This window comes from Streptomyces sp. NPDC015532 (genome assembly GCF_043078065.1).
Lineage (GTDB): Bacteria > Actinomycetota > Actinomycetes > Streptomycetales > Streptomycetaceae > Streptomyces.
The window spans coordinates 623,848-643,027 of the sequence record NZ_JBIBSY010000002.1; the positions used below are offsets into that span (position 1 = coordinate 623,848).

The 19,180-nt window shown below is 70.1% G+C and carries 19 protein-coding genes and 2 pseudogenes; 10 read left to right on the top strand and 11 right to left on the bottom strand.

Annotated features, from left to right (window positions below; all coding sequences use genetic code 11):
• The first annotated feature begins 59 nt into the window (after positions 1-59).
• Positions 60-995: an ADP-ribosylglycohydrolase family protein gene (locus ACF07B_RS09380; RefSeq protein WP_392178413.1), complete on the top strand. Its 936-nt coding sequence runs from the start codon at positions 60-62 to the stop codon at positions 993-995.
• Between the two features lie 246 nt (positions 996-1,241).
• Here the strand turns inward: ACF07B_RS09380 and ACF07B_RS09385 are convergent, their stop codons facing one another.
• Positions 1,242-1,877, bottom strand: a complete 636-nt coding sequence (locus tag ACF07B_RS09385) for a hypothetical protein (RefSeq protein ID WP_392178414.1) — start codon at positions 1,875-1,877, stop codon at positions 1,242-1,244.
• Between the two features lie 659 nt (positions 1,878-2,536).
• On the opposite strand from ACF07B_RS09385, the gene ACF07B_RS09390 reads away from it, so the two are divergent.
• The 4 genes from ACF07B_RS09390 to ACF07B_RS09405 all read left to right on the top strand — a co-directional run bounded on the left by ACF07B_RS09390 (position 2,537) and on the right by ACF07B_RS09405 (position 6,219).
• Positions 2,537-3,007: a hypothetical protein gene (locus tag ACF07B_RS09390; RefSeq protein WP_392178415.1), complete on the top strand. Its 471-nt coding sequence runs from the start codon at positions 2,537-2,539 to the stop codon at positions 3,005-3,007.
• 221 nt (positions 3,008-3,228) lie between these two features.
• Positions 3,229-4,257, top strand: coding sequence for a glutathione S-transferase family protein (locus tag ACF07B_RS09395; RefSeq protein WP_392178416.1), 1,029 nt, complete (start codon positions 3,229-3,231; stop codon positions 4,255-4,257).
• Positions 4,258-4,383: 126 nt separating this feature from the next.
• A complete protein-coding gene (locus ACF07B_RS09400) occupies positions 4,384-5,124 on the top strand; it encodes a class I SAM-dependent DNA methyltransferase (protein WP_392178417.1) in 741 nt (246 codons plus the stop codon).
• Positions 5,125-5,229: 105 nt separating this feature from the next.
• Positions 5,230-6,219 (top strand): ornithine cyclodeaminase family protein, encoded by a 990-nt coding sequence (locus tag ACF07B_RS09405; RefSeq protein WP_392178418.1) that lies wholly within the window; start codon positions 5,230-5,232, stop codon positions 6,217-6,219.
• A gap of 255 nt (positions 6,220-6,474) precedes the next feature.
• Here the strand turns inward: ACF07B_RS09405 and ACF07B_RS09410 are convergent, their stop codons facing one another.
• The 4 genes from ACF07B_RS09410 to ACF07B_RS09425 are packed head-to-tail and all read right to left on the bottom strand — an operon-like array spanning position 6,475 to position 9,359.
• A complete protein-coding gene (locus ACF07B_RS09410) occupies positions 6,475-7,437 on the bottom strand; it encodes a serine hydrolase domain-containing protein (RefSeq protein WP_392178419.1) in 963 nt (320 codons plus the stop codon).
• Between the two features lie 56 nt (positions 7,438-7,493).
• Positions 7,494-7,931: a glutaredoxin domain-containing protein gene (locus tag ACF07B_RS09415; RefSeq protein WP_392178420.1), complete on the bottom strand. Its 438-nt coding sequence runs from the start codon at positions 7,929-7,931 to the stop codon at positions 7,494-7,496.
• 26 nt (positions 7,932-7,957) lie between these two features.
• On the bottom strand, positions 7,958-8,848 hold the full coding sequence (locus ACF07B_RS09420) for a hypothetical protein (protein WP_392178421.1): 891 nt from the start codon (positions 8,846-8,848) through the stop codon (positions 7,958-7,960).
• A gap of 34 nt (positions 8,849-8,882) precedes the next feature.
• Positions 8,883-9,359 carry a hypothetical protein gene (locus tag ACF07B_RS09425; protein WP_392178422.1) on the bottom strand — a complete coding sequence of 159 codons (477 nt, stop codon included), beginning with the start codon at positions 9,357-9,359 and terminating at the stop codon, positions 8,883-8,885.
• A 165-nt stretch (positions 9,360-9,524) separates the two neighbouring features.
• Here ACF07B_RS09425 and ACF07B_RS09430 point away from each other — a divergent pair, with 165 nt between their 5' ends.
• The 3 genes and pseudogenes from ACF07B_RS09430 to ACF07B_RS09440 all read left to right on the top strand — a co-directional run bounded on the left by ACF07B_RS09430 (position 9,525) and on the right by ACF07B_RS09440 (position 11,519).
• Positions 9,525-9,890 carry a hypothetical protein gene (locus ACF07B_RS09430; RefSeq protein WP_392178423.1) on the top strand — a complete coding sequence of 122 codons (366 nt, stop codon included), beginning with the start codon at positions 9,525-9,527 and terminating at the stop codon, positions 9,888-9,890.
• Between the two features lie 137 nt (positions 9,891-10,027).
• Positions 10,028-10,501, top strand: a pseudogene (locus tag ACF07B_RS09435) (flavin reductase family protein).
• A 52-nt stretch (positions 10,502-10,553) separates the two neighbouring features.
• The gene (locus ACF07B_RS09440) at positions 10,554-11,519 is read left to right on the top strand and encodes a ScbA/BarX family gamma-butyrolactone biosynthesis protein (RefSeq protein ID WP_392178424.1); all 966 of its coding nucleotides are present in this window, start codon (positions 10,554-10,556) and stop codon (positions 11,517-11,519) included.
• Positions 11,520-11,657: 138 nt separating this feature from the next.
• On the opposite strand, the gene ACF07B_RS09445 is transcribed toward ACF07B_RS09440, so the two are convergent.
• Both ACF07B_RS09445 and ACF07B_RS09450 read right to left on the bottom strand, forming a co-directional pair.
• Entirely contained in the window at positions 11,658-12,173 is a 516-nt protein-coding gene (locus ACF07B_RS09445; protein ID WP_392178425.1) for a GNAT family N-acetyltransferase, read from the bottom strand.
• Positions 12,174-12,319: 146 nt separating this feature from the next.
• A complete protein-coding gene (locus ACF07B_RS09450) occupies positions 12,320-12,988 on the bottom strand; it encodes a DUF4097 family beta strand repeat-containing protein (RefSeq protein WP_392178426.1) in 669 nt (222 codons plus the stop codon).
• 510 nt (positions 12,989-13,498) lie between these two features.
• Here ACF07B_RS09450 and ACF07B_RS09455 point away from each other — a divergent pair.
• Positions 13,499-14,281 carry a VOC family protein gene (locus ACF07B_RS09455; RefSeq protein ID WP_392178427.1) on the top strand — a complete coding sequence of 261 codons (783 nt, stop codon included), beginning with the start codon at positions 13,499-13,501 and terminating at the stop codon, positions 14,279-14,281.
• 328 nt (positions 14,282-14,609) lie between these two features.
• Here ACF07B_RS09455 and ACF07B_RS09460 read toward each other — a convergent pair.
• Together ACF07B_RS09460 and ACF07B_RS09465 are read right to left on the bottom strand one after the other, a co-directional pair.
• Positions 14,610-15,062, bottom strand: a pseudogene (locus ACF07B_RS09460) (GtrA family protein); the annotation flags it as partial.
• A gap of 283 nt (positions 15,063-15,345) precedes the next feature.
• Positions 15,346-16,161 (bottom strand): alpha/beta fold hydrolase, encoded by an 816-nt coding sequence (locus tag ACF07B_RS09465; RefSeq protein ID WP_392178428.1) that lies wholly within the window; start codon positions 16,159-16,161, stop codon positions 15,346-15,348.
• Between the two features lie 240 nt (positions 16,162-16,401).
• Here ACF07B_RS09465 and ACF07B_RS09470 point away from each other — a divergent pair, with 240 nt between their 5' ends.
• Positions 16,402-17,133, top strand: a complete 732-nt coding sequence (locus tag ACF07B_RS09470) for a helix-turn-helix domain-containing protein (protein ID WP_392178429.1) — start codon at positions 16,402-16,404, stop codon at positions 17,131-17,133.
• 102 nt (positions 17,134-17,235) lie between these two features.
• Here the strand turns inward: ACF07B_RS09470 and ACF07B_RS09475 are convergent, their stop codons facing one another.
• A complete protein-coding gene (locus ACF07B_RS09475; RefSeq protein WP_392178430.1) occupies positions 17,236-17,868 on the bottom strand; it encodes a response regulator in 633 nt (210 codons plus the stop codon).
• Entirely contained in the window at positions 17,868-19,139 is a 1,272-nt protein-coding gene (locus ACF07B_RS09480; RefSeq protein WP_392178749.1) for a sensor histidine kinase, read from the bottom strand. Before ACF07B_RS09480 ends, ACF07B_RS09475 begins: the two co-directional genes overlap by 1 nt.
• Positions 19,140-19,180: the final 41 nt, after the last annotated feature.

The following is a 19,180-nucleotide window of genomic DNA, read 5'->3' on the forward strand; positions in this document are numbered from 1 at the left end:
TTCGGAAAGCCGACGAAGGAACAGGGCGGCCGTCGGAGCGGCACGGGTAACCTGCGCGAATGAAGCGGATTCAGCGGGCCGCCGGCGCGGTCGTCGGCGCAGCCGCGGGTGACGCACTGGGCGGTCCCTTCGAGTTCGGTCCCCAGGGAGCATTCTCCGCGCGATTTCCCGCGCCTGGTGCCGGTGGCGAAATGTGCGGAGGCGGCGGCTGGGACCCCGGCGAGGCCACCGACGACACGCAGATGGCCATCCTGGTCGCGGAGTCCCTCCTGGAGCAGGGCGGACTGGATCTGCCGGACATCTTCGCCCGCTTCCAGCGGTGGGCGGCAGCAGAGCCCAAGGACATCGGCCTGCAGACCGAAGATGTCCTGACCAACGGCATGCCCTGGGACCTCGCCGCCGCAATCCACTTCCAGGTCAACCAACGAGCAGCGGGAAACGGCTCCTTGATGCGGGCATCCACCTCCGCAGTCCACTTCGCGGCCGCCGGCCAGGAAGCCACCATGGACGCGGCCCGCCGGATCGCTGCCCTGACCCACGGCGACCGCGCGGCCTGGGAAGGCACCGCGATCTTCCACGAACTCATCCGCGTCACGTTCGAGGACACCGACCCCGTCACCGCGCTCCCGGACATCCTGGATCAGGTTCACCCCGACCACCGCGGCCGCTACGCCACCGTCCTCGCGCCCGACTGGCACCCCGATCAGGCAACCGAGTTCAACGGTGCCGTCTGGCCCTGCCTGGGCTCCGCCGTCTGGGCCCTGCGCTCCACCACCAGCTTCGAAGACGCCATACGCGCGGCGATCGACCTCGGCGGGGACACGGACACCGTCGCCGCGGTGACCGGGGGCCTCGCAGGGGCGTACTACGGGCTGGACGCAATCCCCGACCACTGGACGCAGCCGCTCCATGTCCCCCTCCCAGGATTCGACGGACCGGTGCTGCGCCTGGGAGATCTACTCCGCCTTGCACGCCGCCTCGAAGAGGGCCCTTGATGAGAGGTGCGGCAGCCCGCATGAACGCGAGCTGGTCATCTAGCGGGACGGCGCCCTGACTTTCGGGGCGGCGCAGTCCCGGGCCGTGTCCTCGCCGGCGCGGGCGCAGACGTTGGCCAAGGGCTTCCCAGGGGGTATGCGGTCCGGGACTGCCTGAACCATCCGGGACACGGGGCGTTCGGGGGCAACCCTGTCTGGAGCGGCGCGCTTCCCGGATCGACGTGCTCGCGGATATCCCCCGCCGATTCAGGCGGTCCCGGCGGAGGACGTCGTGTTCGCGAAACCGGCTTTCGATGAGCTTGTCGACCTCGGCAATCGTCCACTGTCGAAGACGATGCTCGAGCAGGGCTTGACGATCACCGGGCAGGAGTTCCACAGCTCGATCCCGGCCCTGAGCAGTTCCAGTACCGCCCGTTTCTCCGCGGGAGTCCATGCGGCGTACTCGTCTCCGAACAGCTTCTCGTAGGCGCTGTTATGCACGGCGCTTTGCTCGGGCAGCCGATGGACCTCGCTGAGTCCTCGGGCCAGATCCTCGAAGAAGTTCCATGCCTCCAGCACCGCACCCGAGGGGACGCGCCGGCGCACTGGGTCCTCCAGCCAATGCTGAACACGGGTGAGCTCCAGAATGTCGGCCTCAGGAGTGGCCAGCCTGCGCCCCCGACGGCTCGCATACACGCGTGCCTGCCGAACGGTCGTGAACACCGGCACCGGACAGCGATCAGCTTCGGGCAACGCCACCACCCGATCAGGTTCGTCGCCCTCGCCACCGACCCACAGAACTACCGCGTTGCGGCCGAGACCGCGCACTCGATATGCATAGAGAGTCCCACGCCTACGGCGACGTCCGGCCGCAAACACATCTGCCATCTCGATCTTTGCCACGCCCTCACACTGGCACGACCCACGAGAACCCTCGCGGATTTTCTCCGCGGCGATGTCATGATCGAAAAACCCGCAGAGTCCCGCTATCCGGCCAACGATGCGAGCAGAGCCACTAGTTCGGAAGCTCCGGGACCCGCCGCTGCACGTCGTAGGGGGCCTCTCGATGCCAGACCCGTCCCCACTCCCGGGCAAGAAGTGCGCCGGCCACGAGAAACAGGACCGCTCCGGGCCAAATGATGTGGGGCACCTCTACGAGTGTGGAGATCGGGGCGGCCACCCAACCGCAAGACGCCAAGGCGAGCACGACGATGCGCCCTGCTCGCCCAGGGAACCTGGCCACGTCCGCCATGCCGTCGTCCTCCATGTTTGCTCCTCGCACTGCGAGCGGCAGTGTACGCGCGGTCGGTGGAACGGCTTGGAGGTCTGGCCTCATCCTTATCAGGTCAATCGCGAGGGATCGTTGCCGTCGGCCCATCGGCTCTGTGCTTCGACTGATCATCCATCGCGATCCGGCGTTGACCGCTGCTGATCGCGCTTGTTGGTGTCAGCCGCCGAGGTCAGCCGCCGCACGCGGTCCTGGCGGGGTCCGCCGACCCCGCTTAGCGCCGTGGTGGGGGCGATGGGGACTGTCGTCCGTGGTGTGGCAGAGGATGGTGCTCATGCGCGCTCTTTTCGACCCTCCCGAGCCCCGTCGCGTCTCGCCAGGCGAGTACCCCATGTGGGACCGGGCTCTCGCCCTTCTGAACCGGGACCTGGCGGTGACACTTCCCCAGCAGGAACCCCTGCAACTGCTGGCCCTTCCACCCAACGATGCGGAGGAGCCGGAAGGCGTCTACGTCGCTCTGGCCAATGGCGAGTGGCACGGCAATTGCCTGTACCCGGACTCTCCGGACAACCTTGCCTCTGCGCTGGCGATCGTTGCTGATGCCGCACAGGAGACCGTCACCGAGCGTCTGTGGCAGGCGTGGCCTCTGTGTAGGGAGCATGGCCTGGGCATGCATCCGAGGGATGCGGACGGGCAACTGTCGTGGTGGTGCGCGGGAGAACGGTCGCATCGCGGCCCGGCCCATGTCCGTGCGGCCGTGGGCGCGCTCGACACCTTGGGTGAGTCAAGCCGCACACGGTCTTGAAAGCCGGACGTGCCGTTCATCAAGGACGCGTGATGTCACGCCCGCGCTCGGCCTGGCGGCGCCGGACCGCCCAGATGCCGTTCAGACTCAGCGCTAGTCCAGCCTGCACAGTGCCTGGTCAAGAGGCTGTCCTCTGTGAGCGTGGAGTGGCTCGTCAGTGCTGTCGGTAGAAGACTGGGGACACTTCGGCCATGCAGTTGCAAGACGGAAAGGTACGTCCCATGAGTGGCAGCGACGGCGGGACACCTGGCAACGCCGAGTACGGCAAGAAACCCTTCAAAAGGTCGAAAAGTCACTTCACGGACCGGATCACCGCGGACGGCCGGGACGGCTGGCCCGTTGAGGCACACCGCTACCGGCTGGTTGCCAGCCGCGCCTGTCCATGGGCAAGCCGGGCGGTGATCTCCAGGCGTCTGCTCGGCTTGGAGGACGCCCTCTCCTTGGCGATCGCCGACCCGATCCAGGACGACCGGAGCTGGCGGTTCACCCTGAACGCGAAGGGTCTTGACCCTGTTCTCAAGATCCATTTTCTGGGTGAAGCCTACGCAAAGCGTGAGCCCGGCTACTCGGGCGGGGTGAGCGTACCGGCGGTCGTGGATGTGCCCAGCGGGAAGCTTGTGACCAATGACTACCAGCAGATCACGCTCGATCTCGCGACCGAGTGGACAGCCCTGCACCGGCCGGGCGCACCTGATCTGTACCCGCATGCCCACCGCGATGAGATCGATGAGGTCATGGCCGGCGTCTACGAGGACGTCAACAACGGCGTCTACCGCGCAGGCTTTGCCACCAACCAAGAGGAGTATCAGGCCGCCTGCGCAGGAGTGTTCCGCCGCTTGGACCAACTGACGCCCCGACTGGAACGTCAACGGTATCTGGTCGGGGACACCATCACGGAAGCAGATATCCGACTCTTCACCACACTCGTGCGCTTCGACGCCGTCTATCACGGCCACTTCAAATGCAATCTGCGGAAACTGTCAGAGATGCCGACGCTGTGGGCTTACAGTCGGGATCTGTTCCAGACACCCGGTTTCGGCGATACCGTCGATTTTGACCATATCAAGCGCCATTACTACCAAGTCCAAGCCGGCATTAACCCGATGGGCATCGTGCCGCTGGGCCCTGATCTGTCGGGGTGGCTCAGGCCGCATCACAGACAGGAGCTGGGTGGTCATCCGTTCGGCGACGGAACCCCTCCGGAGCCGGTGCGCGCCGACGAGGAAGTATCACTTCCAGGCAGGCCCTGACCCCGTAAGCCTGTTGACCGACCGCGGTCCGGGTCTGTACCCGGCCCGCCCCCAACCGCGTGATCGGAGCCGGTGGAGGGTAAATGCGTCGACAGCGCCCCTCGGTACCCGGCAAAGTGGCCGCCCGTGACGAGCAGTGAGCTGTGGAGCCGTGCGACCGCCGACCGCTACGACGCCGGGGAGACCGAGATGTCCTCGGCCGCCGTTCTCGGACCGACTCTGGCCTTCCTCGCCGAGCTCGCCGGAGACGGCCGGGCGCTGGAGTTCGCCATCGGAACCGGGCGAGTGGGCGTCCCACTGCGGGAACGCGGCGTGCCGGTGGTGGGCATCGAACTGTCCGAGCACATGGCAGCGGTGCTGCGGCGCAAGGTCGACGAGGACACGCTCCCGGTAGTCATCGGGGACATGGCCACCACCGTCGTTCCCGGCGAGTTCACCCTGGTCTATCTCGTCTACAACACCATCACGAACCTGCTCACGCAGGACGAGCAGGTCGAGTGCTTCCGCAACGCCGCACGTCATCTGAAGCCCGGCGGCCGATTCGTCATCGAGCTGGGCGTGCCACCGCTGCGGTTCCTGCCGCCCGGCCAGGTCGCGGTGCCTTTCGACGTCTCTGAGCAGCACCTCGGCTTCGACACCTTCGACCTCGTCGAGCAGATTCTCGTCTCGCACCACTTCACCCGCGACGGCGACGACGGCCACTACCGCCGCGGCAACTCCCGGCACCGCTACGCCTGGCCGGCGGAGCTCGACCTGATGGCACGGATCGCTGGGCTCGAGCTGGAACGTCGCGTGTCGAACTGGGACGGGGCGCCGTTCATCCAGGACTCCGCGAAGCACATCTCCGTGTGGCGCAAGCCAACCTGAGGTCGGCCACCCATGCGTGTCGTTGCGGAGCGGCGGAGGGGCTGAGGCCGACGCTTGGGCGGTGCGGTCGTCGGCCCGATGACCGGCGTCAGGAGGCTGAAGCGCATGCTTGTTCTGGGCCGCTCGCAGGTCGAGTCCCTGCTCGACGTGGACGCGCTGATCGATGACCTGGCCGCGGCGATGGCGGACTTCAGCGCGGGCCGCGCCTCGGTGCCCGACCGCGTCGCCGCCCTGGTGCCCGAACGCGATGGATTCCTGGCGGCCATGCCGGGCTTCCTGCCCTCGGCCGGGGTGCTCATGACCAAGCTGGTGTCCCTCTTCCCGCACAACGACGGGGTACAGCTGCCGACACATCAAGCGCTGATCGTGGCGTTCGATCCTGACACCGGCGAGCCCACCGCCCTGTTGGACGGTACGGCGATCACCGCGGCCCGAACCGGTGCCTGCTCCGCGCTGTCGGCGCGGCTGCTGGCCCGCGAGGACGCGACGGTGCTGGCCGTGCTGGGCACCGGCGTGCAGGCCCGGTCCCACGCCCGCGCGATCTGCCGGGTCCGCCCGATCCGGCAGATCCGCGTGGCCGGCCGGGACCCTGCGAAGGCCGCCGCCCTGGCCGAGGAACTCTCCGCCGTGCTGGAGGCCGAGGTCCGGGCCGTGGCCGGCTACGCCGAGGCGCTCGACGGCGCGGACATCGCCGCCGCGACGACGCACGCCGTCGAACCCGTGATCCGCCGCCCCTGGCTGACGCCCGGCGTGCACATCACGTCCGTCGGATTCAACCCGGCGGGCCGCGAGGTCGACGACGCCACGGTGGCCGAGGCGCTGGTGTGCGTCGAATCGCGCCAGGCCTCGCTCGCCCCGCTCCCCGCGGGCAGCAACGACCTGCTCGCGCCGATCCGCGACGGCCTCATCACCGCCGATCACGTGCACGCCGAGCTGGGTGAACTCATCGCCGGCAGCAAACCGGGGCGCACGTCGCCGGACCAGATCACCCTCTACAAGTCGGTCGGCACGGCGGTGCAGGACGCCGCGGCCACGGCCCTGGTCGTCGCGGCGGCCCGCGAGCGGTCGATCGGCGAGCAGATCACGCTGCGCTGATGCCGCCGGACAACACTGTGCGCGGAACACCGCGGCGACCTGTCACCGGCGGGCGAGCACTACGCGCCGCGTTGGAGATCGGCCCCCGGATCGGTCAGCGTTGGATGGTCGAGGAGGCCGAGAGTGGGCTCGGGCGGATCGCCGGGCCCGCGGACCGCACGCCGGAGCACGGCGGGATCTGATCGGCCACGGCGGGCAGTCAGGCTCGCGGCGACGGCGCGGCGGCCCGAGGCCCGGAGGCTGGGAGGCTCGGCATCAGCTGTCGGTGATCGCCGGCAGGAGCTGTCGCAGGAGGTCGTCGAGGTCGGATTCCTCGTTGTTGCACAGGATCACGACGGTCACGTCGAGGTCGGGGAGCCGGCCGAGGAAGGACCGGTATCCGGGGTTGTCACCGATGTGGAAGCGCGCGGTGTGCCCGGCCAGGGTGCCGAGTGCGTAGCCGTACCCGTAGCTGTCGGCGACCGCGGGACCGTCGGTGCCCCATGCGCCTGCCATGGACGCGTGCGGAGCCACCATCGCCTCCCGCGAACGGGCGGTGAGCAGGTGTCCGGCGTCGAAGGCGGCCGTGTAGTGAGCCAGGTCGCCGACGGTCGACCAGAGGTCCCCGGTCCCCGGCATGGCGGCGAACTCCGGGACGTCGACGCGTCGGTTCTCCCGGTAGCCGCGGGCGGCCGTCTCGGGCGGAGCCTCACCGACGCGGGTGGCCGTCATGGCAAGGGGGCGCAGGACGTGCTCCGTGACGAAGTCGGCGTACCGCTGCCGGGTGACACGTTCGATGATCCGCGCCGCGAGGAGATACCCCGGTGAGCTGTAGTGCCAGGTGCGGCCCGGTGTGCCGCGAAGCGGCACCTTCGAGAAACGGTCGAGGAAGGTGGGGGTGTCGCCGGGATGGTCGATGTCGAAGCCGGGGAGGTCCCGCCAGTGGCCCAGGCCCGATGTGTGGGACAAGAGTTGATGCAGGGTCAGCTGCCGCCAGGGGTGGGGGCAGTGGGGGAACCAGCGGGTGACGGGATCGTTGAGAGCGACCTCTCCTCGCTCAGCCAGGAGCATCACCGAGGCGGCGGTGAACTGCTTGCTCACCGAAGCGATCTGGAAGCGGGTGTCCGTCGTGCACGGTGCCCCGGCCTCGGCGTCCGACATGCCGGCGGAAGTCCGCACGACGGTCGCTCCGCCGCGAGTGACCAGGATGGCACCGGAAAATCCGTCGATCGTCTCCACGCGGCAACCATAAGGGTCCTCGCCGAGGGCGTGCGGGTGAGGTCGAAGGCGTCCGATCACGCGGAGGGAGGGAGCTGTTCGCGTACCCATCGGGGGTCGGGGTTGGTGTGTGGCCGGCCCGCCACGACGACGGTCGGCACGGTCTCATTGCCGTCGTTGGCGGCCCGGACCACCGCGGCGGCCTCCGGGTCCTGCCAGATGTTGACCCAGTGCAGCCGGCGGGCGCCGCGGCCCAGCCGGATGCGCAGTCGCATGCAGTACGTGCAGCCCGGACGCCAGAAGACGACCGGCCGGCCGTCGGCCATGCTGCGGCGCTGTGCCTCCAGTGCGCCGATCGACGCGGGGAAGATCAGGGGCGAGTTCACGCCCGCGAGCACCAGGAACGCCGCCAGGAGTGCCGCGGCTGTACCGGGGTCCCCCTTGAGGATGAGCCCGGTCGCGACGACTGAGCCGCAGAGCACCAGCACCATGGGCAGGATCCAAGCGCGCATCATGGTGACGAAGACTATCGGCGGCTGTTTCATCCCGCCTTCGCCGGGTCGATGCCGTACAAGGTGACGGCCACGTCCTGGCTCACGTCGCAGGCCTTCTGCCGGTCGGCCGGAACGGCCCACAGCGGTATGAAGCGTGACGCGGCGGACGAGGAGTCCATGCGCAGGAAGTGGCAGACACCGTTGATACGAAGGGCCAGGAGGTGGACGTCATCGTTCTCGCTCCTTTCGGAGACCACGTCGACCGTGTCCTTGGTGGTGACCAGGCGTTTGTCCTTGAGGAAGTCCAGGGCGCCCTGCGTCGTCTGCGTGTACCCGTGAGTCGTCATCGGCCGGTAGGCGTACGGGCCGGTGGGCCGCCGCGCAAGGAGCGCGCCCATCTGTGCCGTCAGGCTGCCGGGCTCGCCGTCGGTCCGCGAGGCCGGGCACGTCATGGCGGACCGGTCCACGCTGTGGGGGCCGAGAGCAAACGTGAAGCGGTAGCAGCGGACCGGATAGGCGTCCGCGGCGACGGTCCCTCCGGCGGGTGGCACCAGCCCCAACATCACTGTCGCGGTGCGGAGGTTGGGGTCCGGCTGCCCCTGGGCCCTGCCGAGGCTCAGCAGTACACCGCCGCGCGCCTCGGCCTGGGCCACCAGCGTGCCCTCGGTGAACTGCCCCCCGTAGGCCCGACCGCCCGAGTAGAAGCCCGCGTTCAGGTCTCCGCGCAGGTCCTCGGCGAGCTCGGCGGCCTGTGCGTCGACAGCGGATGTGTCAGCGGCGGTGGCCTTCTGGTAGATGATGGTGCCGGCCACTCCCATGACACAGGAGGCGAGCGCGATCACCGCGTGGACAAGGACCCGCACCATGGTGCCGCGTTCCCGACGCGGCCCCGAAGCGGGCTGTCGGTCCTGCTGAACCGCCGCAGCGTGCACCGTCATGCGTTTCCCTCCGTCGATCAGAACACCGCGATGTTCAACTTGCCTGCTGGTTCCTGAAGTTGTCCCTGGCCCGCCGCTCTGATTCGAGCGCCGCGAAGACTCCGAGGGCCACGGCGATCAGCGCCAGCCCCAGCAGGGCGGGGTTGACGTACCCGGGGACGGCGGCCGCGTACGAACCGCCCTCGGTGACATAGCAGTTCACGTGCACCGGCAGCAGGGAGACGTCGACGCCGGAGAGGTGTGCCGCCTGCGCCGCGGGCATCGCGTCCCGGCACGCCTGGTTCGTCATCGTCTCGTCCCGGACCAGGTGGACCGCGCCCCAGACGTACATCAGGGCCGCTGCCGCCCCGGCGAGGGCGGCGCCTGCACGCAGCCGCACACCCAGGTCCGTGCGCCGGATGCCGTTCCGGGCCAGTGAACTGGCGCCGTACACCGCCAGCGTCACCGCGACGATCAAACCGATGAGAATGACCGGCAGGACCACGGCCGGGCTGGGCTGATCGCTGTGCATCGGATCCTTCCGCGGATGCTGCGGCCTTCAGGACGGAGAACAAAAACGGACCCCCGCGGAGGAGGACGTGAACCGCGAGGCGCCGCCATGCGGATCATAGTGCTGTAACTCCGGCGGTTCGAACGTCACTTGAGGTCAGGACGGCCCCTGGGCACGACGTCCGTCATGGCCGCGTTCGCCGATGTCCGTGAGGGGTATGACCGCTGGCTCTTCGAGTACTTCGGCAAGGCGGCCGGCCGTGAGGTCATCAGCCCGGACACCCCGCGCGAGAGGGCGCTGGAGGCCCGCGTCGAGGCCGGCGGCGCGCTCGTCGGCTCGGTCGAGGGCGTCGTGCAGGGCATCCGGCGCATGCAGGAGGCCACCGGCGGCTTCGGCAAGCTCCTCGTCTACGTGGCCGACTGGACCTCGTACGAGAAGACCAACCGCAGCCTGGAACTGCTGGCCCGTTATGTGTCCCCGCAGATCACCGGCTCCGCGTCCCGTCCGCAGGAAGCGGTGGACTGGGCCATCGCGAGCCGCGCCTGCCGCTGACCATCGCCCACGGCGCGGGGCGGATCACCCGGCGCGGGGACAGTCACACGGTGCGGGGACAATCACACGGCACGGGGGCGGCACGTTCCGTCCCCGCGCCGGCCCCGCCCGGCCACCAGACAACCTATGGAGATCACATGCTGGAGCAGCGTTCCTTTCGCGACATCCTGGGCCGGTTCACCACCGGGGTCGTCCTGATCACCGCTCGGACGGAGGCGGGCCCCGTGGGCATGGCCGTCAATTCCTTCACCTCCGTCTCCCTCGACCCGCCGCTCATCGCCCTGTGCGCGGCGTCCACGTCGACCACGTAGCCCGCGATCCGGAAGGCGGGAAGCTTCGCCGTGACCATCCTGGGCGGGCAGCACGCGCAGTTGTGCCGGACCTTCGCCGCCAAGGGCGCCGACCGCTTCGGCGGCGGCGAGTGGGACTCCACCCGTGCCGGGCACCCCATAGCCGCGGACGGTCTGGGCTGGCTGGACTGCCGGATCACCACCATCCACCAGGCCGGTGACCACGAACTGGTCATCGCCGACGCCGTCGAGGGCGCCGTCACCGACGGCGAGGGTCCGCTGGTCTTCCACGCCGGGCGCTTCGCCGAACTGGTCGCCTGAGCCGGGCCGCCGACGCCCGCCCCACCGCCGGCCACGAGAAGGGCAGACCCGCGTGTCTTCGACCGAACCCTCGCGCGCGTTCCTGGCACCGGACCACGGTCCCGGTCAGGGCGAGCTCTCCTACCTGCGCACCGCGCCCCGTCACCTCGTCGACCGCAGCGCCATCGCCGACGTACTGATCACCGACTGGCAGCGGACGGGCGCCGACACCTTCTTCCTGGGCACCCAGTGGCCCCGGGGCCACGCCTTCTACGCGCCGATCGCCGGCGCCTGGTACGACCCCCTGCTGGCGGCCGAGTCGCTGAGACAGGCGTCCCTGCTGGTCGGCCAGACCTACTACGGGATTCCCCGCGGCCACCAGTGGGTCGTCGGCGAACTGGACATCGAGGTCGTCCCGGCCGAGATCCGGCTGGAGGTGGCCCGCTCCCCCGACCCGGACACGGGGGCGGGGGCGGGGGCGGGCGCCGCGACCGTCATGACCGTGGAGGCCGAACTGCTCCGCGACGACGACGCGTTCGTCGGTGCCGGCCGCATCAGCCTCGACGTCCTGTCGCCCGCCGCGTACGCCGGGCTGCGCGGGGACCGTCTCGGTCCGCCGACGGGTCTGCCGCCGCTGCCCGAGGCACTGCCGCCGCCCGTCGTGGGGCGCCTCGACGTACGGGACGTGGTGCTCGGCGTCCCGGCCGCGCGCTCCGGACGGGGCGGTCACACCTGGCAGTTGCGGGTCGACCCCAGCCACCCCGCGCTCTTCGACCATCCCATGGACCACGTCCCCGCCATGCTGCTCCTTGAGGCCGCCCGCCAGGCCGCGCAGGCGGTGTGCGCCCCGTACCGTGTTCTGCCCGTCGAGGTGCGCAGCGCCTTCCACCGCCCCGTGGAACTGGACCTCGCGTGTCACATCGCCGCGACGCCGCTGCCCCAGCAGGACGCGGCCGAGGACATGGCGATCCGGGTGACCGCCTCCCAGAACGGCACCCTGGTCTTCGACAGCCTGGTGGTGGCGGCCCTGTGCGACTGACCCCGGCGCGGCGCTTCGCCGCGGTTCTCGGCGGCGGTCCGCCCGGCGGGGTGCCGTACGGGGTCGCACAGGCCGTTTCCCGGAGGATCAGGCGGGTCGGGGTGATGACCGAGTCGGTGGGCGGGGCCGGACGACGGGTCAGAGGTCGTTGAAGGGAGCGGCGTAGGTGAAGCTGCCGCGCAGGGCCGGCTCGTACGCCGAGAGGGTGCGTATCTGGAAGTGCTCGCCGTAGCCGGGGTCCGGTGGGGTGATGCCGTACCGCGTGCTGACGCGGAAGCCGTAGCGGCCGTAGTAGGCGGGGCTGCCGAGCAGTGCGACCAGCGGTTCCCCGAGCGCGTCCGCCGCGCCGAGCACGGTGTGGACGAGCGCGAGGCCGACGCCTCGGCGCTGGTGGTCGGGGTGCACGCTGAGCGGGCCGAGTCCCAGGACCGGGGCGGCGTCGACGTGGGCGCGGGTGCAGATCACGTGCCCGATGGCCTCGTCCCGCTCGTTCACCGCCACGAGCGACAGGTGTGGCAACCAGCCGTCGCAGTCGCGCAGTTCGTCCAGCAGGGTGGTCTCGACGGGGGTCGCCGTCCCCTGTTTGGCGAACGCGGCCGAGGTGAGGGCGCGTACGGCGGGGACGTCGGTGGGCGCTTCGCGTCGAATCAGCACCGGCACAGTGTGGGTGTGTCGGTGGCTGGGGTGCAACGGAATATCCGGCGGGGCGGCGTACTCCGGCAGTGGTGCCGGGGTGCGCCGCCCCGGGGTGGGACGGGTGTGCGGGCGGGGCCGCGGTGACACCTTCGTCGGGGCGGCGGTCAGAGGCTGCGGGCGGTGATGTCGCCGTGGGCGGTGGTCGCGTGGATGGCCAGGCCGGGAGTCGCGTCGGCGTTCCTGAGCGTGTTGCTGACCCGGCCGTAGGTGGTGCCGGCGTCCAGGGACGCGGAGACGCCGGGGGCGGCGCCGACGGTGATGTCCCCCATCTGGGTGCTCAGCGTGAGCGCTCCCCGGGCGGCCTCGGTGATGTTCACGTCGCCCTTCTGGGTGCTGATCTCGGCGGGGCCGTGGAGCCGGCCGACGGTGATGTCGGCGTCGAGGCCGGTCAGGCGGACGCTGTCGGCCTCGTCGAGCTTGACCGAGCGGTGGCCGCCCTCGAAGGTGACCTCGCCGAGCCGTCCGACACCGCGGAACTCGGCGGCGGCCGCCTTGGCCTCGACGCGGGAGCCGGCCGGAAGCTGCACGGTCACCTCGACGGACCCCGACGGGCCCAGCAGCCGGTTCTTCGCCTCAGGGGCCTCGACGCGCAGGACGCCGTCGGCGTAGTCGATCCGGACCTGTCCGGCCGCCTTCACGTCGCGGCTCTTGGCACGGTTGGCGGGCAGGACCTCGACGGTGGTGTCGGCGCGGTCGGCGGCGATGAACTGGATGCGTCCCGCGGGGATGTCGATGATCGCGGAGACGGGGGCGGGGGTGTCGAACTTCTGCATGGTGCTCTCCTTCTCCGGCGTCGCGTGCCCTGGTCGGCCCGCGGTTTTCCGATGACAGAAACGCTACGTTGCATTCACGGATTCGGCAACACGTCTGTTGCGTCAGATTCTCATATCCGCAGACAGGAGCACGAAATTTGTTGCAACGACTTCAGACTTAACGCAACACTCTCCCAGGAGGTGGGTTGCAATGAACAAAGGTGAACGCTATGACTCCGGGACGGTGGCACGATCCGTGCCCATGGCTCAGTTCTCGCACTCGGCCGCGTGACCGGCACGGCGACCCGACAGGGCCACCGGCCGCGATCGCTGGGTGGTATCGCTCATCCCGGCCGCCGCGGGCAGGAACAACCATCGGGCGCCTGGCGCGCTTGCGGCGCCGTAACGGGGCGCGGGTTGCTCCGTACGGGTGAAGCCCGGGGGGCCGCCGGTGGTTACGGGTGGCCCGGGGTGGGCCGGGTCGGCATCGTTGCCCCCGCCCGATCGACCGACGTCCCCGGAGGACTCCTCATGCTCGGCACAGACTTCAGCATCGGATCGCCCAACTGGCTCGACCTCGGCAGCCCCGACACCGAGGCGGCCGCCGCGTTCTACGGCGCCGTCCTCGGCTGGCAGTTCGTCTCCGCAGGACCGGACGCGGGCGGTTACGGGTTCTTCCAGATCGACGGGAAGACCGTCGCCGCGCTCGGGCCGCTCACCCAGGACGGGGCGAAGTCCGCCTGGATGATCCACTTCAAGGCCGATGACATCCAGGCCACCGTCTCCGCCGTGACGGCCGGCGGCGGCACCGTCCGGATGGAGCCCATGGATGTCATGGGCGAGGGCCATCTGGCACAGGCCACCGACCCGCAGGGCGCCGAGTTCGCGCTCTGGCAGCCCGGCAAGACCGCCGGACTGGAGATCACCTCCGCCCCGAACACGCTGCTCTGGGCAGAGCTGCACGTCCCCGACCCGCTCGCCGGCATCGCCTTCTACGAGGGGCTGTTCGGCTGGCGCAGCCAGGACATGCAGGCACCCGGCATGACGTACCGGGTACTGAGCACCAAGGACGGCGACCAGCAGGACGCCTCCTTCGGCGGGGTGGCGCCGATGGGCGGAGGCGAGGGCGAACGGCCCCGCTGGGTGCCCTACTTCCACGCGGAGGACGCCGACGCCACGGCCGCGGCGGCCACGGCGAACGGCGGGTCCGTCCTGATGCCGGCGGCGGACGTCCCGGATGTCGGCCGCATCGCCTGGCTCGCGGACCCGTTCGGCGCCGAGTTCGCCCTGCTGAAGCCCGACCCGCGGATGTGACACTCCGGCCGGCGGCCCGCACGGCACCGGCGGGTCAGGCGGCCCGGCAGAGCGCCGCCTGACCCGCCGGTGCCGTGACGCGGGCCGCGGTCGCGGTCGCGGTCGCGGCCACGGGGCGGGGGGCGCGGACGACGGCCGCGTCCGATGCGGCTCCCCGGGGAACGGATGCCGGCTCCGACCCCGAGTCGCGGTGGACGAAGACCGTGTCCGGCGTGAGGTCGCGGCGAACGGAGACCGCGTCCGACGCCGAGTCGCAGTGAACGAAGACCGCGTCCGACCCGGACTCAAGGCGAACGGAGGCCGTGTCCGACGCGAGGTCGCGGTCCACGGAGGCCGCATCCTGTGCGTGGCCTCGCGCGAAGACGACCAGACGCAGCGCCACGAACCGTGCGACACCGGCGAGCGCGGAGGCGGACAGGTAGACGGCCTGCGCGAGCATCGCGCCGGGCGTTGCCACCAGTTGATGCAGGACGAACATCGCCACGCAGGTCACCGCGTAGGTGGCCGCGGCGGATCCGGCCGACTGCGCATGCTGGCGCCAGGTCGCGTGCCCGCCCGCGCCGAAGGTGAAGCGGGCGTGCAGTTCGGTGGCCAGGAGCGTGGAGGCCGCCGTGATCAGTGCGTTGGCCAGGCCCCAGGGAATCCAGGCGGCGAGGGCCGCCACGGCGAAGCTGGAGGCGAGCCCCACTCCCCCGCCGCAGAGCACGAAGCGGGCGAACGCGGTGAAGGCGCCGGGAGCGGCCGGGGCTGCGACCTGCCGCCGGCTCTGTGCTGTTTCCATGGTCCCCACCCCTTTGTTTGTCCGCCCGACCCACGAGGCCCCGCCCCGCCGTCGTTCTCATCATTGTTTCTTACATTGGAAACGCTACGTTGCGTTCACCAATGCAGCAACTCATTTATTGCGGTCTCTCTTAATACTTGCAGGTGAGAGGTATGAAATCGTTGCAATGGCTTTACCTCTAACGCAACAAGCCTCACTCGATTTATTGCAATGAAGGAGGGTGAACGCTACAGCCGGCGGGTGCGCGGCGAGCGGGGCGGGCTCCGTCCCGCTCGCCGCGCCTTCAGCTCCCGCCGCCGTCGAGGGCGGCGACCTCGCGCACGGCCTCGGCGATGGCCGCGAAGTCCTTCTTCATGATCGCGTCATGATTGCTGGCGACCTTCGCGCTGATCCGGATGTGCGGGTTGCGGGCGGTCACCGCGTCGAGGGCCGCGCGGATCCGCTCCTGCTCATCACCCTTGCTCCCCAGGGACGCGCCCGAGGCGACCACGTAACGCACCGGAACGGTGATGTCGTCCAGCACGGGCGCCAGTTCGCGCTCGCGGGCGAGCCGGCCGAGTTCGATGTTGGTGTCCGCCATCTGCCGAGCGTTCATCCGCGGAGTCAGGCCCGTCGGGCGCAGCAGCGGCAGGAACCAGCCCATCCGCCGGAACAGTTTCCGGATCCGCTGCTCCATGGCCTCGTCCAGCCAGTCGTAGGGCTGTGCCCCTTCGACCAGGACCGCGCCCACGGCGCGTGAGGGGTTGCGGTGGGCCCAGTGAGCTCCGACGAACGCCCCGTAGGACCAGCCCGCCACCAGCGCGCGGTCCACGCCCCTGGCCGCGAGGACGGCGTCGACGTCCCGGACGGCCGCCTCGAAGGAGTAGTCCGCCGAGCGCTTCGACTTGCCGCGGGCCCGTTCGTCGTAGGTGATGTGGCGCCATCCGGGCCCCAGTTCGGCGATGGTCCGCCGCCAGTAGCCCTGGGTGGCGAACTGACCGTTGAGGTAGACGACGGGGATGCCGGGGCCACCGGTGTCGGTGACGGCCAGGGCCGTGTCGTCGACGGGGACCATGCCGGTCCACGTCGAGCCGGTCGAGTGGGTTCTGTTCTTCTTCACGGGTCTTCTCCCCTGCTCACGAATCGTTTCTGACATTGGAAACGCTACGTTGCCTTCCCGCGTCAGGCAACATATTCGTTGCATAAAATGGGCATCTATGCAGGTGGAGACCTCGAAAGTGTTGCAACAGTAGCGAAGAGAACGCAACGTCGACCGTACCGATCATTGCAATGGGCGAGTCGTGAACGCTATAGTGCAGGCGTACAGGGACCGCCGCGAGGGATCACCGAGGAGACCACGATGCCGGGAGGCAGACTCACCCAGCAGGAACGCCAGCAGATCGCGCTGGGGCTGGCCGACAGCCTCCCCTACGCCGAGATCGCCCGGAGCCTGGGCCGTCCCACCTCGACGGTCACCCGTGAGGTGATGCGCAACGGCGGTCCCACCGCCTACCGCGCCAATCTGGCCCACCGCGCCACCGAACGCCGCGCCCACCGGCGCAGGACCGCCACCTCCCGCGGGCCCGCCGCGGCCCCCCAGCCGCACGGCCGTGACGCCGAGGCCGTGGCCGAGTACGAGGAGACGTTCACCACCGTCCTCATGGGTTCGGGCATGCCCAAGATCCCGGCCCGGGTGCTGACCAGCCTGTTCACCTCCGACGCCGGCAGCCTCACCGCGTCGGAACTCGCCCAGCACCTCCAGGTCAGCCCGGCGTCCATCTCCAAGGCCATCACGTTCCTGGAGAGCCAGAGCCTCGTCCGCCGGGAACGCGACGAGGGCCGCCGCGACCGCTACGTCGTCGACAACGAGCTCTTCTACCAGGCGACGGTCGCCAGCGCCCGGGCGAACGACGAGGTCGTCAAGACCGCGCGTCAGGGTGTCGCCGTCCTCGGCCGCGACACCCCCGCCGCCGTCCGCCTGGAGAACGTCGCCCGCTTCCTCGACTTCATCAGCGAAAGCATCACCCGCGCCGCCGAACAGGCCCGCGAAGTCCTCCACACCAGCCCCAGAACAGCCCCGGACGACGAATAGGCGACGTCCAGCGCACCGCCGACCGCGGCCGACGGGCCGACCCCCTCGAGAACAGGTCGGCCTGTACGCCCGCTGCGGCCCGTCCGGTGCGCCCCGTCACCGTCAGGCGCGTAGGTAAGTGAGGACGGCCAGGACTCTGCGGTGGGTCTTGGCCGTCGGCGGCAGGTCCAGTTTGGTGAGGATGTTGCCGATGTGCTTGCCGATCGCCGCTTCGGAAACCACCAGCTCTTTGGCGATCGCGCCGTTGGACCTGCCTTCGGCGACCAGTGCCAGCACCTCGCGTTCGCGCGGGGTGAGCCGCTCCAGCGGATCGCGGCGGTGGCGCAGCAACTGGCGCACCACCTCGGGGTCGATCACCGTCCCGCCGTCGGCCACCTTGTGCAACGCTTCCACGAATTCCTCGACCTGGCCGACACGGTCCTTGAGCAGATAGCCGACACCCGATCCGTCTCCGGAGTCCAGGAGCTCCGCGGCGTACGTCCGTTGCACGTACTGGCTGAGGACCAGGACCGGCAGCGTCGGGCGCTTCGCGCGCAGCCGCACGGCCGCGTGCAGCCCCTCGTCCTGGAAACCGGGCGGCATGCGGACGTCCGTCACCACGATGTCGGGCGGGTTCTCTTCGACCGCGGCGACCAGCGCCCGCGCGTCCCCGACGGCCGCCACCACCGTGTGACCGCAGCGGCCGAGCAGGCCGACGAGGCCTTCCCGCAGCAGCACGCTGTCTTCGGCCAGCACTACGCGAAGTGATCGGCCGGCTTGGTCAACTGGCAAGGAAACTCCACACGCAACAGAGTCGGTCCACCCGGCGGACTGGTGAGGGCAAGTCTGCCATCCAGGACGGACACCCGGTCCGCGAGACCGGTGAGGCCGCTGCCCGCCGAGGCGTCCGCGCCGCCGCGGCCGTCGTCGCGCACCTCAAGGAACAGGCGTCCGTCGCGATGACCGCCGCTCACCTGCGCGCGGTCGGCCCCGCTGTGTCTGGCGACGTTGGCCAGCGCCTCGCAGACCACGAAATACGCCGCGGACTCGACCGCCTGGGCCGGTCGGCCCGGCAGGTGGAGGTCTACGTCGACGGGGACCACGCAGCGGTCGGCGGCGTCGGCGACCGCAGCGTGCAGGCCGTAGTCCGTGAGGACCTTGGGGTGGATGCCGTGGATGAGCTCGCGCAGCTCCGCGAGCGCCTTCCCCGCCTCCTCGTGGGCCTTGCCGAGCTGATCGGCGAGCGGGCCTGGCGGGGCATCGAGGCGGGCCAGCCCGAGGGTCATCGCCAGGGCCACAAGGCGCTCCTGCGCGCCGTCGTGCAGATCGCGCTCGATACGGCGCCGCTCGGCCTCGAATGCCTCGACCAACCGGACGCGGGAACGGGCCAGTTCGACAACCTCGGCGCCGAGCTCGCCCTCACGGGAGGCGATCAGCAGCCGGGCCAGCTCGGCGCGGGCGCCCGCCGTGACGCCGAGCACGTAGGCGCACAGGGCCATCAGGAGCAGGCCGAGCACGGCGACGCGGAACGCGGTCGGCCAGGTGGTGACCGTCCACTGTTTGAGCACCTTCGCCTCGTGTCCGTCGCCGACCGTGGCCATCACCAGCGGGGTGGCGACCATGGACAGCGGGACGAGCAGGGCGACCGTGAACACCAGGGCATCGACCGGCCACAGCAGCACGGCGAACAACAGCGCGTAACCCAGCTCCCGCCAGGTCGCCTGTTCGCGCAGCCGGGTGGTCAGCCAGGCCCGCAGTCCCGGCGCGGCCGGCACCCGATGCCGACCGGGCACCGGGTCGAGGCCGACCAGGCGCAGCCTGCACCGCTCCACCGCGGCCACCGGGATCCCGCTGAGAGCGAGCAGGACGAGCAGCGGCAGCCCCACCAGGACGAGGCCGAGCGCACCGCAGACCGTGGCCACGGTCACGATGCCCACCAGTGCTGCGGCGCCGGTCATCACACCGGTGAGCAGATACGCGGCGGAACGCCAGGGCCAGGCCGACAGCAGGAAGTCCGGCCGGGACATGGCCTGCCACACGTTTCGAGGGTGCATGTGCATGACCGTAG

Coding starts and splice junctions, on each gene's coding strand:
- ACF07B_RS09380 (WP_392178413.1), top strand. CDS start 60: ATGAAGCGGATTCAGCGGGCCGCCGGCGCGGTCGTCGGCGCAGCCGCG.
- ACF07B_RS09390 (WP_392178415.1), top strand. CDS start 2,537: ATGCGCGCTCTTTTCGACCCTCCCGAGCCCCGTCGCGTCTCGCCAGGC.
- ACF07B_RS09395 (WP_392178416.1), top strand. CDS start 3,229: ATGAGTGGCAGCGACGGCGGGACACCTGGCAACGCCGAGTACGGCAAG.
- ACF07B_RS09405 (WP_392178418.1), top strand. CDS start 5,230: ATGCTTGTTCTGGGCCGCTCGCAGGTCGAGTCCCTGCTCGACGTGGAC.
- ACF07B_RS09415 (WP_392178420.1), bottom strand. CDS start 7,931: ATGATGCGCGCTTGGATCCTGCCCATGGTGCTGGTGCTCTGCGGCTCA.
- ACF07B_RS09420 (WP_392178421.1), bottom strand. CDS start 8,848: ATGACGGTGCACGCTGCGGCGGTTCAGCAGGACCGACAGCCCGCTTCG.
- ACF07B_RS09425 (WP_392178422.1), bottom strand. CDS start 9,359: ATGCACAGCGATCAGCCCAGCCCGGCCGTGGTCCTGCCGGTCATTCTC.
- ACF07B_RS09430 (WP_392178423.1), top strand. CDS start 9,525: ATGGCCGCGTTCGCCGATGTCCGTGAGGGGTATGACCGCTGGCTCTTC.
- ACF07B_RS09450 (WP_392178426.1), bottom strand. CDS start 12,988: ATGCAGAAGTTCGACACCCCCGCCCCCGTCTCCGCGATCATCGACATC.
- ACF07B_RS09455 (WP_392178427.1), top strand. CDS start 13,499: ATGCTCGGCACAGACTTCAGCATCGGATCGCCCAACTGGCTCGACCTC.
- ACF07B_RS09470 (WP_392178429.1), top strand. CDS start 16,402: ATGCCGGGAGGCAGACTCACCCAGCAGGAACGCCAGCAGATCGCGCTG.
- ACF07B_RS09480 (WP_392178749.1), bottom strand. CDS start 19,139: ATGTCCCGGCCGGACTTCCTGCTGTCGGCCTGGCCCTGGCGTTCCGCC.